The organism is Rhizobacter sp., assembly GCA_021153565.1.
Classification (GTDB): domain Bacteria; phylum Pseudomonadota; class Gammaproteobacteria; order Burkholderiales; family Burkholderiaceae_C; genus Albitalea.
The window spans coordinates 1-12,571 of the sequence record JAJKJU010000235.1; the positions used below are offsets into that span (position 1 = coordinate 1).

16 protein-coding genes are annotated in these 12,571 nt (G+C 61.5%); 6 read left to right on the forward strand and 10 right to left on the reverse strand.

What is annotated here, in order from left to right; genetic code table 11:
* Positions 1–165: 165 nt before the first annotated feature.
* Positions 166–435: a MoaD/ThiS family protein gene (locus tag AC30NL_RS15035; RefSeq protein ID WP_489464810.1), complete on the forward strand. Its 270-nt coding sequence runs from the start codon at positions 166–168 to the stop codon at positions 433–435.
* 35 nt (positions 436–470) lie between these two features.
* Positions 471–1,544: a WD40/YVTN/BNR-like repeat-containing protein gene (locus tag AC30NL_RS15040; RefSeq protein WP_489464811.1), complete on the forward strand. Its 1,074-nt coding sequence runs from the start codon at positions 471–473 to the stop codon at positions 1,542–1,544.
* Positions 1,545–1,566: 22 nt separating this feature from the next.
* Here the strand turns inward: AC30NL_RS15040 and rarD are convergent, their stop codons facing one another.
* From rarD to AC30NL_RS15055, 3 genes are all read right to left on the reverse strand, one after another.
* A complete protein-coding gene (gene rarD / locus AC30NL_RS15045; protein ID WP_489464812.1) occupies positions 1,567–2,460 on the reverse strand; it encodes an EamA family transporter RarD in 894 nt (297 codons plus the stop codon).
* Positions 2,461–2,536: 76 nt separating this feature from the next.
* Entirely contained in the window at positions 2,537–2,941 is a 405-nt protein-coding gene (locus AC30NL_RS15050; RefSeq protein ID WP_489464813.1) for a YchJ family protein, read from the reverse strand.
* A 16-nt stretch (positions 2,942–2,957) separates the two neighbouring features.
* Positions 2,958–3,164, reverse strand: a complete 207-nt coding sequence (locus AC30NL_RS15055) for a hypothetical protein (protein ID WP_489464814.1) — start codon at positions 3,162–3,164, stop codon at positions 2,958–2,960.
* A gap of 34 nt (positions 3,165–3,198) precedes the next feature.
* Between AC30NL_RS15055 and imuA the strand changes: the two genes are divergently transcribed.
* From imuA to AC30NL_RS15070, 3 genes are all read left to right on the forward strand, one after another.
* Positions 3,199–4,053, forward strand: coding sequence for a translesion DNA synthesis-associated protein ImuA (imuA, locus tag AC30NL_RS15060; RefSeq protein WP_489464815.1), 855 nt, complete (start codon positions 3,199–3,201; stop codon positions 4,051–4,053).
* A 21-nt stretch (positions 4,054–4,074) separates the two neighbouring features.
* Positions 4,075–4,368 carry a hypothetical protein gene (locus AC30NL_RS15065; RefSeq protein WP_489464816.1) on the forward strand — a complete coding sequence of 98 codons (294 nt, stop codon included), beginning with the start codon at positions 4,075–4,077 and terminating at the stop codon, positions 4,366–4,368.
* Positions 4,369–4,433: 65 nt separating this feature from the next.
* Positions 4,434–5,981 (forward strand): Y-family DNA polymerase, encoded by a 1,548-nt coding sequence (locus tag AC30NL_RS15070; protein WP_489464817.1) that lies wholly within the window; start codon positions 4,434–4,436, stop codon positions 5,979–5,981.
* 89 nt (positions 5,982–6,070) lie between these two features.
* Here the strand turns inward: AC30NL_RS15070 and dapD are convergent, their stop codons facing one another.
* The 4 genes from dapD to AC30NL_RS15090 form a co-directional block, all read right to left on the reverse strand.
* Positions 6,071–6,952: a 2,3,4,5-tetrahydropyridine-2,6-dicarboxylate N-succinyltransferase gene (gene dapD / locus AC30NL_RS15075; RefSeq protein WP_489464818.1), complete on the reverse strand. Its 882-nt coding sequence runs from the start codon at positions 6,950–6,952 to the stop codon at positions 6,071–6,073.
* Between the two features lie 284 nt (positions 6,953–7,236).
* Positions 7,237–8,169 carry a YihY/virulence factor BrkB family protein gene (locus tag AC30NL_RS15080; protein WP_489464819.1) on the reverse strand — a complete coding sequence of 311 codons (933 nt, stop codon included), beginning with the start codon at positions 8,167–8,169 and terminating at the stop codon, positions 7,237–7,239.
* 282 nt (positions 8,170–8,451) lie between these two features.
* Positions 8,452–8,799: a DUF2628 domain-containing protein gene (locus AC30NL_RS15085; protein WP_489464820.1), complete on the reverse strand. Its 348-nt coding sequence runs from the start codon at positions 8,797–8,799 to the stop codon at positions 8,452–8,454.
* Positions 8,800–8,854: 55 nt separating this feature from the next.
* Positions 8,855–9,340: a GNAT family N-acetyltransferase gene (locus AC30NL_RS15090; RefSeq protein WP_489464821.1), complete on the reverse strand. Its 486-nt coding sequence runs from the start codon at positions 9,338–9,340 to the stop codon at positions 8,855–8,857.
* A gap of 256 nt (positions 9,341–9,596) precedes the next feature.
* On the opposite strand from AC30NL_RS15090, the gene AC30NL_RS15095 reads away from it, so the two are divergent.
* Entirely contained in the window at positions 9,597–10,598 is a 1,002-nt protein-coding gene (locus AC30NL_RS15095) for a hypothetical protein (protein WP_489464822.1), read from the forward strand.
* A gap of 34 nt (positions 10,599–10,632) precedes the next feature.
* Here AC30NL_RS15095 and AC30NL_RS15100 read toward each other — a convergent pair whose 3' ends face one another.
* The 3 genes from AC30NL_RS15100 to AC30NL_RS15110 form a co-directional block, all read right to left on the reverse strand.
* Positions 10,633–11,076 carry a BON domain-containing protein gene (locus AC30NL_RS15100; protein ID WP_489464823.1) on the reverse strand — a complete coding sequence of 148 codons (444 nt, stop codon included), beginning with the start codon at positions 11,074–11,076 and terminating at the stop codon, positions 10,633–10,635.
* Positions 11,077–11,246: 170 nt separating this feature from the next.
* Complete coding sequence (locus AC30NL_RS15105; protein WP_489464824.1) at positions 11,247–11,735, reverse strand: nuclear transport factor 2 family protein; 489 nt, start codon at positions 11,733–11,735, stop codon at positions 11,247–11,249.
* A gap of 62 nt (positions 11,736–11,797) precedes the next feature.
* Complete coding sequence (locus AC30NL_RS15110; RefSeq protein ID WP_489464825.1) at positions 11,798–12,412, reverse strand: glutathione S-transferase; 615 nt, start codon at positions 12,410–12,412, stop codon at positions 11,798–11,800.
* Between the last annotated feature and the right edge of the window lie 159 nt (positions 12,413–12,571).

The window sequence follows — 12,571 nt, forward strand, 5'->3', positions numbered from 1 at the left end:
AATGCTCGCCATAGCACGAGCTATGGCTGCGCTTTGCGCCTAGATCAGGCGCCTTTTGACGTGCTGCTCGGACACGCTCGAAATACTCTCAGCCTCTGAGGTAGCCCTGAAAAACCGCGGCGGCGGTGATTCAATTCGCCGCGGCGTTGGCGCATCATGGTGACCATGGCACGCTTCGAATTCACGCCGCAACTGCGGCGCTTCACCGAGACCCCAGTCGTGGATACCGATGCGACGACCCTGCGGGGCGGCCTCGAAGCCACCTTCGCCAGGAACCCGCGCCTTCGCGGCTACGTACTCGACGACCAGGGCCACCTGCGGGCCAACGTCGTTGTGTTCATCGACGGCCGCCGCAGCACCGATCGCGTGTCCTTGAATGATCCGCTGCGTGCTGACGGCAAGGTGTACGTCTTGCAGGCCTTGTCGGGTGGCTGATCACCCGACTCATCCTCTCACAAAGGGACATTTTCATGACCGATCGCGCTTGGGTTGCCACTCGCAAGGGGCTTTTCGAATTGCGTCGCAAGGGCTCCGACTGGAGCATCGCCAACGTGAGTTTTCTCGGCGAGCCGGTGTCGATGGTGCTGCCGCCCACCTCATCGAGCCGCATGCTTGCGGCCTTGAACCTCGGGCACTTTGGCGTGAAGGTGCACGCGTCGGATGACGGTGGTGTGAACTGGCATGAGGTGACGACGCCGGCCTATCCGGAGCAACCGGCAGAGGCGACAGGTGTGGCGTGGAAGCTCGTGCAGATCTGGTCGATGGAATCGCGCAACGGCACGATCTGGGCGGGGACCTTGCCGGGCGGCTTGTTTCGCTCAGACGACGGTGGGTCGAGCTGGAAGTTGAACGAGGCGCTATGGCACAAGCCCGAGCGCACCGAATGGTTCGGCGGCGGCTACGACGTGCCGGGGATCCATTCAATCGCTCCTCATCCGACGCGTCCGGAAGAGATGCTCGTCGGGATCAGTTGTGGCGGCGCCTGGGTCACCAAGGACGACGGTGCGACGTGGGCGCTGCAGGCCACTGGCATGCGCGCCGCGTACATGCCGCCTGATCAGGCCGAAAACCCTAACACGCAGGATCCTCACCGCATCGTGCGCTGCCCCGCGAAGCCGGACGTGTTGTGGACGCAGCATCACAACGGTATCTGGAAAAGCGTGGACGATGCCGTGTCGTGGCAGGAGGTGACGACCTCGCCGCTGTCGAGCTTTGGTTTCGCGGTTGCTGTCGATCCGTCGGACGCGGACACCGCGTGGTTCGTGCCGGGCGTGGCCGATCAGCAGCGCGTGCCGGTTGCGGGCGCGCTGGCGGTCAATCGCACGCGGGATGGCGGAAAGAGCTTCGAGACGCTGCGCAAGGGCTTGCCACAGCTTGCGTGCTACGACCTCATCTATCGCCACGGGCTGTCGGTGGCGCCCGATGGGAAGCAGTTGCTGATGGGCAGCACGACCGGTGGGTTGTGGGCGTCTGGGGACGCCGGCGATTCATGGGCGACGCTGTCAAATCACTTGCCGCCGATTTACGCCGTGCGATTCGGGTAATTCATCCTTCAATGACAGCGGATCAATCCGGTTCCAGCACCGTCCGCTGCACCGCGCTCGTCTGCAGCAATCCTTCCATGCTGTAGATCACCAGCGCCGCCCAGATCAGCAGAAATCCTACGATCCGCGGGCCAGCAAACGGCTCGTTGAACAGCCACACCCCGAGCCCGAACTGGATTGTCGGACCGATGTACTGCAGGATGCCGAGCGTGCTCATACGAATCCGCCGGGCCCCCGCTGCGAACAGAAGCAGCGGAATGGCGGTGACTGGCCCGATGCCGATCAGCATGGCATTCACGAGCGCACTGTCCGCCGGAAAGCTGCTCTCGCCGCGCGCTGCAGAAAACGCGAGCATTGCAAGTGCCGGGGGGGCGAGCAGCATTGTCTCTAGCGCCAACCCTTCCAGCGCTCCCAGCGTGGCGGTCTTGCGCATCAAGCCGTAGCCACCGAAAGTGCAGGCAAGGACCAGTGCGATCCACGGAAACTGCCCGCCCTGCATGGCAAGCCACATCACCCCTGCGGCAGCCAATCCCACGGCCGCCCACTGTGCCGGACGCAGCCGCTCCTTGAGCACGGTGTACCCCAGCAGAACGTTCACAAGCGGCGTGATGAAGTATCCGAGGCTCGCATCGATCACGTGCCCGTGCGTGACCGACCAGATGTAGGTGAGCCAGTTGGCCGACAGCAGCAGCGCACTCACGGCGAACGCGCCGATGACCTTGGGCCTGCGAACAGCCTCTGCGAGCCACGACCAATGCTTGCGCGCGCTCAGCACGAGCAGCAGGAAGATGAGCGACCACACAATGCGATGCACAAGCACGTCGATCGGAGCGATGCTCGCCAACTGCTTGAAGTAGAGAGGAAACAGGCCCCAGCACGCATAGGCGAGGCCGGCGCTGAGAATGCCGGGATTCATGAGATACGAGGGAAGGAAACGAGAGAAGCCGCGAGGCGGACTCCTATTGTGTCAGGGCGAACGGTGGTGTCGCGTTTCAGCCGACATCGCCGTCCACGTAATACCACCGACCTTGTTCGCGCACGAAGCGGCTGAGTTCATGTAGCCGGTGCGCTCGTCCTGCAAGCTTGCTTCGGGCCACGAATTCGACGGTTGCGTGGTCGGCGTCCTGCTGGATCGCTCGCTTCACATCCAGCCCCAACCACTTCATCCCCGGCGGATCGGGCTCCAGATCCGCTGGCCGCGTGCTGATGTGCCAGGTCGCGAGCAGGTAGTCGCGAAGGCCGAGCACGAAGGCGCTGTAGCGCGATCGCATCAAGGCTTCGGCGCTTGGTGCTTGCAAGTGTTGCGGCCCGTCGTGATAGCGACCGCAGCAGGCGGCATGAGTCAATTTGGAGCCGCAAGGGCAGGGGGCGGATGACAGGTCGGATGACATTGGCATGCAGGTCAGCGAAGTTTCAGCTCCCAAGTCTCGCCGATGCGATCACGGCCGAAGCCATGGTGGGCTCAACGAGCAGCAGCCTCAGTTGCACGATGCCGTCGATCGATTCGTGAATCTTGTCGTCACGCGCCTGCACGAGGTACATGCAACCCGCGTTGCTGCCGTCGCGCAGTCCTTGGCAATCCAGCACGTCAGTCTGGTCTTCACTCCAAAAATCTCCCATTGCGCCAAATACTGTATAAAAATACAGTCATCTCATGGATGCACTGCCCACCGTCATTTCGCAGCTTTTCGTGCCGCCTTCTTCCCCGAAGGCGCGCGGCGGCGCTGCGGGTGTGGCCTCGGTGCCTACCCATCGGCATCCGCTCGCCCCCGAAACCCTTCATCCGGCTCTCTGGCTCGGCCACCAACTTGGCCGCCAGATAGATCAAGCTGTTTCCAGTGGCTTCCCTGCACTCAATGCCGAACTGCCCGGCGGCGGGTGGCCGCGGCGGGTGTTGAGCGAGTTGCTGCTGCCGCATCCCGGCGTGGGCGAAATGCGTCTGCTGAGCCCCGTCCTTGCTTCGGTGCAGCAGGCTGGGCGGCTCGTGATGCTCTTCGATCCGCCACAGGAACTCTGCGCCTGGGCGCTTTCGCAGATGGGGCTCGACATCGCCCAGCTTCTCGTCATCCACACCCGTTGCAAGGTGGTGGCGGGAAGCGACAGCCTCTGGGCACTGGAACAGGCCTTGAAGAGCGGCCATGTGGGAGCAGTGCTTGCCTGGTTGCCGCCGCGCCTGCGGGCAGAGCGCCTGCGGCGGCTTCAGCTCGCAGCACATGCCCATGACGGTCCGGCCTTCTTGATCCGCGAAACCGCCGCGCAGCAGCGGCCCACTGCGGCGCCTTTACGCCTGGCCTTGCGTCCGGGCGGGGCCGACATGCTCGACGTGCGCGTGCTCAAACGCCGCGGCCCGCCGCTTGAAACCCCACTGCGCCTGCAACTGCCGCCTGTGCTGTCTGCCGCGGCACGATTGCGCGCGGGCCAGCCCATCGATGCATCGGGTGCGCGACCGACGCCGTCGTCGTCGCAGCAGGCTTTGCAAGGCGCCACCTTCATCAATCTCGCGTCCTGAGAGGTTGAGAGTATTTCGATCATGCCCGCTCATCACGCCAAAAGACTCCTGCTCGTCGTTGCAAATGCTCGCCATAGCACGAGCTATGGCTGCGCTTTGCGCCTAGGAGTCTGCGCGGCAGAAGGTTTGAGAAATATTCATTCGAAATCCGACCTCGCAAAATCGCCCAGGATCGATCTTCTCGATCTTGCCAAGGGGTCAGCGACCACTGAAATTGCCACTTTCGGCGGCAACGATCTTCTGCCGCGCAGACTCCTAGATCAGGTGCCTTTTGACGTGCTGCTCGGACACGCTCGAAATACTCTCAGCCTCTGAGAGAGCCTCTGAGAGGGAGGCTGATTGCGGCACCATGTCTTGCACAAGCTCCGGATTCAATGCTCATGTTGTGGATTGCATTGCACCTGCCGATGTTGTCGCTGGAGTCTTTCGCGGCCACCTTGCCGCGGCAGGCCGAAGGTGTTGATCCAGCGCCGCAGCCCATCGCCCTGGTGGACATGCATTGCATCGTCAGCGCCAACGCCGCCGCGCAAGCCTTGGGCGTGCACCCCGGACTCAAGCGCGCCACCGCACTCGCCTTGGCACCCCACATCGTGCTGGGCGAAGCCGATGCCGCGCGCGACATGCGAGCCATCGTGAGCGTGGCGCATGCGGCGCTCGCCTTCACGCCCTCGGTCACGCTCGAAGACCACGAAGATTCGCAGGCCGCGCCGCACACCGTCTTGCTCGAAGTGCGTGCGAGCCTGCGTTACTTCGGCGGACGCAATCGGCTGCTTCGACGGCTTCATGCCGCGCTCGTGCCTCTTGGTCACACGGTGCATTGCGCGAGTGCGCCTACGCCCAAGGGCGCGGCCCTGCTCGCATGCATGCCTGATCCGCCCGAAGGCCGCCACGCCGCCGACCTGTCCGCGCTCAATCGCATGCTCGACGCCGTGCCGGTGTGGCTCATCGGCCCGGGGCGCGAGCATTGGGAGGCCTTGCAGGGCATGGGCCTGCGCATGCTGTCCGACTTGCGCGGGCTGCCGCGCAGCGGGCTTGCACGGCGTTTCAGTGAAGGCCTGCTCGACGACATCGATCGCGCCCGCGGCGTGAAGCCCGACCCGCGCACCTGGGTCAGCCTCTGCGAAACGTTCGACAGTCGGCTCGAACTCTTCGCACGTGCCGACACCACCGAGCAGGTGCTGCACGGCGCGTCGATGCTTCTGGCGCGACTCGTGGCGTGGGCATCGGCCCAGCATGCGCAGGTGAGCCGGTTCACGCTGCACATGCAGCATGAATCGCGGCATCGGCACGACGCGCAGACGCCTGCCGACAGCAGGCTCGACATCGCATTGGCCGAACCCTCGCGCGACATCTCCCATCTGCTCGTGCTGATGCGCGAACGGCTCGCGAACCTGAAACTCGTGGCTCCCACGCTCGAGCTGCGCATTACCTGCGCCGATGTCGTTCACCGTACCCCGCCCAACAGCGAGCTTTTTCCGAGTGCCCGAAGCGAACGCGAGGGGCTCACCCGGCTCATCGAACGGCTGCAGGCTCGGCTCGGCTGCGAGCAGGTGCAGCGGATTCATCAAGTGGAAGACCATCGGCCCGAACTTGCCACCGGGGCGTGTGTTGCCGATGCGGCGCCGCGAGGCGCGACGAAGCCGGTACCCCGCGTCTTTCGCGGCCCGCAACGCCCGGTGTGGCTGCTTGCGCAACCCGAGCCTCTGCCTGAATGGCAATTGCGTCCGCTGCTCGACGGCCGCCCCTTGCAACTCCTGTGCGGCCCCGAGCGCATCGAAGCCGGCTGGTGGGACGCCGCCCTGGCCGAGCGCGACTACTTCATCGCCCAGGCAAGCGACGGCGCACTGGTGTGGATCTACCGCGCGCGGCTACCGATGTCGGTGGCGCAAGAAGGGCAGGGGTGGTTTTTGCATGGGCGCTTCGGTTGAGAGGCGTCAACCCAACATCCGTTCGCACACTGAGCTTGTCGAAGTGCACTCCCAAGCGCGGCTTCGACAAGCTCAGAGGCTGAGAGTTCTCACGAGCGCAGCAATTCATTGATGCTGGTCTTCGCCCTTGTCTGCTCGTCCACCGTCTTCACGATGACTGCACACGACGTGCTGTAGCTGCCATCGGTCGCGGGAAGCATGCCCGGAATCACCACCGACCCGCTCGGCACACGACCATGGCTGATTTCCCGCGTCTGCCGATCCAGGATCTTGGTGCTCTGGCTCAAGTGCACGCCCGTCGCGATCACGGAGTTTTCTTCCACCACCACACCTTCAACCACCGACGAATGCGTGCCAATGAAGCAGTTGTCCTCGATGATCGTCGGATGGGCCTGCATCGGTTCGAGTACGCCACCGATGCACACGCCCACGCTGAGGTGCACGTTCTTGCCGATCTGCGCGCACGAGCCCACGTTGACCCAGCCGTCGACCATCGTGCCTTCATCGACGTAAGCGCCGATGTTGATGAAGCTGGGCATCACGACCACATTGCGCCCGAGGAACGCGCCGTGGCGCGCGACCGCCGGTGGCACGATGCGCACCCCGCTCGCGCGCATGTCGCTCTCGTCGAGACCGGCAAACTTGGATTCAACCTTGTCGAAGAACGATAGGTCACCGGCACGAAGCAGCCGGTTGTCGCTCAGGCGAAACGAGAGAAGTACCGCCTTCTTGATCCATTGATTGACCGTCCATTGGCCCACACCGTGTCGCTCTGCTACGCGAAGCTCGCCTGCGTCCAGCCCATCAATGACGATGTCAACGACGTCGTGCACGAGAGGTGCATGGATTGCACCGGGGCCGGCACCCCAGGCCCGCTCGATGACATCAGCCAGATCTTGCAAAGGCCAACCGCCGAGTTCGAACCCAGATTTGTCCGGGGCGCGAGTCGATCTGACCAATGGGTCTCGCATGGCGATGGCTCCTTCCTGTGCCTCGGCTGGTCAGCAAGCAATGTGTCAGACGACAGTGACCAGGAGGTCTTGTGGCGTTCTTGGAGCGGTGATGCTGGCACGAAGTTCGTCAGCTGTCAGCACCCCGTGCGTGGGTTGGGTATGTCATGCCGTCTCTCAGACGACAGGGTTTCCCCATCCAAGATCGAATGAAGAGACCCGGCTCTGCGGAGGTCGGGCGGCTGAGAGGCTGTTGGCGTGCCCACCACCTCGCGCAACTCACCTGAAACGTTGCTGCTTCGGTCTTACTGCGTATCGGATTTTGATACTTCAGGCGGTGTCGACCGCGTTTGCAATTCCTTGGGTTCGGCCTCCACCTTGCCGCGGCTGAGACGCTCGTACTCTGAGATCACCTGTGCGCCGAACAGCAGCAAGGTGGCTCCGATCTCTAGACTCAGCAGCACGACGATGGCAGTCGTGAGCGAGCCGTACACCACGTTCACCTGCGACAGGGTGGCAAAGTACCACACGAGAATATGGCGGGTGATCTCCCACAGCACCGTGGCGGTGACGCCACCTACCAGCGCATGTCGAAGCGACAGGCGGCCCACCGGCATCACGAGGTAGACCGAAGTCAACACGAACACTTCGCCGCCAACACCCAGCAAGTAAAGCAGCACACCCGAGATGCCGCTCAACGACCACTCGTGCCCGAGAAGGTCGATGCTCTCCCGCCCGAGGGCCTGCAGGCTTGCCGACACCAGCGTCACGATCAAGAGGCCGAAGCCGAGCGACAAAATATAGAGATACGGCAGCAGCGCGGAGACCGCGAAGCGCCGTCGCCGGATTGCCACGCGGTGAACGAAGATCACCGACATCGCGTTCTCGAGCACTGTGAACGCGAGCGAGCTGAAGAAGAACATCGTCACGCCCAGCACCCAGCCGATGACGTCCCGGTGATCGAGAAAATTCTTGAGCTCGGCCACGATCGCGCGGGACTGGCCGGGCACCAGCCATTCGAGATAGCGGCCCAGGGTCTGCAACAGCACGTCCTGGTCGAGCCAGTGCGACAGTCCGATCACGAAGAGGATCAGCAGTGGAACGATCGAGAGCAGTGCATAGTAGGCCACCGCACCGGCCCCCTGGTTTGCACGAAATGCCTTCAGCGTTTGCAGCGCGAATGCGCCCGGATGCGCAAGGATGTGGTGGGCGGCAGCGTCGGTGAAGCGAAGTCGCACTCGTGTTCTCGGTGATGACGTCAGCGATGACGCCGGTGAGGGCTGTCGAGAGTATTGTGCATGCCGAGCACTCGTCATGCATCCGTAGCAATTGCCTTGCCTGCGCAAGTGCCGTGGGCTTCAGACCCCCAGTGCGACCAGCATCCCAACCGTGTCGTGAGTGAGAAAGCGAACGCACCTCAGCGGCGCCTGCCTGCTCGAATGCGTCGAACGAAATGTGCTCTCGTGAGCTTTCCCGGCCGTCTGAGATTCAGGTTTCGAAAGAAGCTGACGAAGCGCATCTCAGGCTTGCTTGTCATCGGCCACCGGCCAGGGCCCGTAGCCCCGCCGCCGCAAGGAAGCCAGCAACCATCGGTTCGCGTACTTGCCGCGGCAGATGGCGAGGGCGACGTTGACGAGCATCAGCCCGAGCAAAGTGACAAAGTCGCGCTTGACAGTCGCGACTCCGTTCAAATACCAGAGCACCACCTCGACGACAAAGAGGCCGACGAAAACGAGCCACGTGCGCTTCACGATGGCCCAGATTGACCCCAAAAAGAAGGCCGACAACGAGAATCCCTGGCTCACAGTGACATAGCCGAGCTTCGAGTGGCGAAGCAGGATGACGGGATTCTTGGGAACCAGTTTCATGTTGATGGCGCAAGGCTCGCCAGCGTGGTTGACTTTCAGGATCCTGCAGGCAAGATCAATAGCTCGCATCGTTCAGGTACTTGTGCATGTTGAGGCTCGTGACTTCGTAACCCAGCGACTCGTACAGCGCACGCGCCTCGGTGTTGAACGCGAACACATGCAGCCCGATGGTTGATAGTCCGAGGCCTTTCACGAAGGACTCGAGCGCCTTGAACGCACGCTTTGCATGGCCTTGTCGGCGAAACGCGGGGAAGATGCGCACGGCATACACGAAGGCGATGCGGACACCGGCTCGATCAGCTTCGGCGACCCACAACGAACCCAACAGCGTGTTCGATTGCAGATCCCGAATGTCGAATAGGTAGTGGTCCGGTGTGTCGAGTCCCTGCGGCAGCAGCTTGTCATGCTCTGCCCGCGAGCGTTCCAACGCGCGTTCTGCAGGCCAGCGGCCGCAGGCGATGTTCTGCTCTGCGTAGCCCGACACAGCCGCTTCCCAGAATGTGGCATAGCTTTCAGCGGTCATGGGGACGAGGATGGACACGGCAACTCCGGCATTGGATAGCGAGCATTCTCGCTCGAATGAATAGCCTGTCATGTGAGCGCTGTCGCCTCAGCGAACTTTGGAAGAAAGTCGTCGATGTGCCACCAATACCAAGGATTTGGCCCTATTCCGGGCCAAATCCATAAGGCGAATGGCACTTACTTTGGCCGCTACGCATGACCTAAGGGCACCGCACCGAGGATGGTCTATCAATCCATCGCTACGATTGCGGAAAATCCTCAAATTGGCAAATCTCATGAAAACCGTTTTACTTGCTCCATTCGAAGCTGTGCTGATTTGCATTGCGATGTGCGTTGCACTGCTTCCGCAGAGGGTCTTAGCCGTCCCCGTCAACGGCATTGCCGTCAATGTCGTCAACGAAAGTGAGCCAGTTCTCTGCGCTGAGAAAGACAACGTGGCCATCTCTTTTGCAAGTTCAGAAGTGAGAAGTTTCCGCATCGAGGCGGCACATCCAATCTATCTATCGTCGGGGCATCGCAACAACTGGGAGCCGGACTGGACTGCGTGTGAGATGTCTGATGACCCCGTATATACAGCACCGCTTGGCCAGCAGCGGCAAATGATGCTCTACCGGGACGCGGGTTTGCAGATCATTGGCCACACCTTTAAAACGTTCTGGCGCCCGACGACCGCCATAGTGCGCATCGGCAACCGGGTCGAAAGGAATCTGCACCTGCTGCAGGTACATGTGGGCCGCGCAGGACACAAGGAGGAGGTTCTGGTGCTTTATCCACAGGATGGCTACTGGCGAGCCCGCCCTCTTTCGCCGCGGTCCCTTTGGGCTACGGATACACCTTTCGGCAGCTCGTTCCTGGTTGGTCCTGTTGAAATGCAGGGGCGGCCAGTCGTGGACATCGAGGAGATCCGCTTTGATCCGGAAATGCGCACGTTCACGCTGCAATTCAAACGCGGCGGAAAGGCCACATTGAAGTTGGATTCGGTTGATGAGAACCGGCTCATCCTGGAGGTGCAATTCGACCACGGGATCGATTCCGCTCCTTTTGCCATGCTGAGATCGATGTACGTCACAGAATTTAACAATGACGTTGCCCACATCGCCCTTCGCGAGCGGGGTGCAAAGGGTTGGCGAGAAGAAAACATCATGAAATTTGACCGGGCCACGGTCACCGATGTTTGGGCCGGCCGGCGCTCACCATCGAGACATAACACCCTATCGCCGGATCTAATTTTCAATAGCTTTCAAGAACGAAGCGCGACATCGGGGCCAATGAATTGAGTGCTTCAATCCACAGCCGTGCCCCCGAGTGGACTCAGGGCGGTTGAACGGTGAGTTGGTTAATCACGCCTTCTACGTCATCGATGCTTCGAATGAGTCGCTCCAGGGCGTCAGCCTGTGCCTGTGTGCGCACACAACCCTTGAGCCAGACCCACCTCCGCTGCCCTTCGGCCCAGACGCTGGTGTCGACGAAGCCGCCATCAGCGTCGATCGCCTTCTTGACGCGGGGAATGATTTCCTTGTCGTAGAGATAAGAGTTCGGCAGACGACATCGACCCGACTGATAGCAACTCGTGCCGCGCTCGGCGCGCGAGTGCGATTGGGACCGCATCTGCGCTTCGGTGATCACGGGGCCCTCAGGGACGGGGCAAGACGCAATGCCGTCGGTGGCCTGGATGAACGGGTCGTTGAAAAAGTTGGCTCTCTCTCGGGCAGTCGTCGTTCCACAAGCGAGCACCAGTGCCACCGAAGCGAACAAGTTCGCCCACCATCTTTCCTTTTTCGGATGAACTCGCTCCAGGGTCGTCTGCGAATCACTTTGGCCTGCGCAGGTGAAGGCAAGAAGGGTTGCGACTCTCGTCTCGTCTCGTAGTTCGCTGGGGAAAATGCATGAAGATCCACATGCGGGGCGTTCTCTATCACCCACAGTCACTGTTTTTGTGCCGCATCCCAATGTTCCGCAATTTTCCCGGACTCGATGCGGAACATGTCGAACCAAGTGGTCGTGTACTTCTTTGCCGGGTCCTTCGGATCGGCAGCTTCGCGCACGAAACTCAGCACCACCATGTCGCCTTCCGCCACGATGGACACCACCGGTGCCTTGATGCGCGGCTCGATGGGCTTGGCCTTCGCGAATCGGGAGAAGAAGTCGATGAACGCAGCTCGCCCGGTTGCCACGTTCGGGTTGTGCTGGATGTAACTCTCGGCCATGTACTTCGGCGCAAGTTCCATGTGACCACTTTCGAAGACCTCGCGCCAGAAGTCGTAGACAAGGCGCTTGTTGGCCGCGAGTTTCGGATCGGGGCTTGAGAGAAGCAGTTCTTGATCGGGCTGCGGCGTCACCGCAACCTGGGCATTTGCAGCAAGAGGCAGCACGAGGCACATCACGAGGCCCGCACGGATCAGCAAAGTATTCATTGAGATTCGAATCGTTGAAGGTGCCGGATCATGTGTCATCGCGGCGATAGGGCCAGTCTTTCTCACTTCGGCGGTGCGGCTAGAAACTCCTCGAGTTGCTCAGCCTTTGTCGAGTGTGCTTGCAGCGCCGGATGCGCGGCAATATCGACCACACCCGGCAGCACCATGTGCGTGAATTGCCAAGCGACGGCCGTCGTCACACCGGCTTGAGAAATCGTTGCGCTTGTGACCGAAAGCGGCTGGCGTTGCAGCTCGGCTTCGAGCGCGGCGTAGGCGGCGGCAAGTTGCCAGTTGATACGGTGAATCCAAGGTTCGTGCTGCTTTTCGACAGGTCGCAAGTCTCGTTCGTAGATGATCTGCACCGACTTCTCACACGCCGCAAGCGCCAGCCCGATCACGCGCAATTCGTGCTGTCGCTGCGTGATGCTGGTCGGCATCAGACTGCGTCGTGGTGCCGCCAGGGCTTGCGCGTAGTCGAGGATGAGTGTCGAGTCCATCAGCACTTCACCATCGTCGCAGATGAGGGAGGGCACTTTCACCACGGGATTGATCTCGCGAAACTGCTCGATGTTGCGAAACACCGAGATCGACCGGTGTTCGAAAGGGAGGCCAAGAAGCCTGAGGGAGACCGCCACACGGCGGACGTAGGGTGAGTCGAGCATGCCGATGAGTTGCATGGTTTGTCCTGGGTGAAGTGGGTTGCTTATTTGTTCGGAGGGGTACGTGAAAATCTTCGATGGACAGTCTAAGGGGCTGAGAGTATTTCGAACGTGTCCGAGCAGCACGTCAAAAGGCGCCTGATCTAGGCGCAAAGCGCAGCCATAGCTTGGCCATGG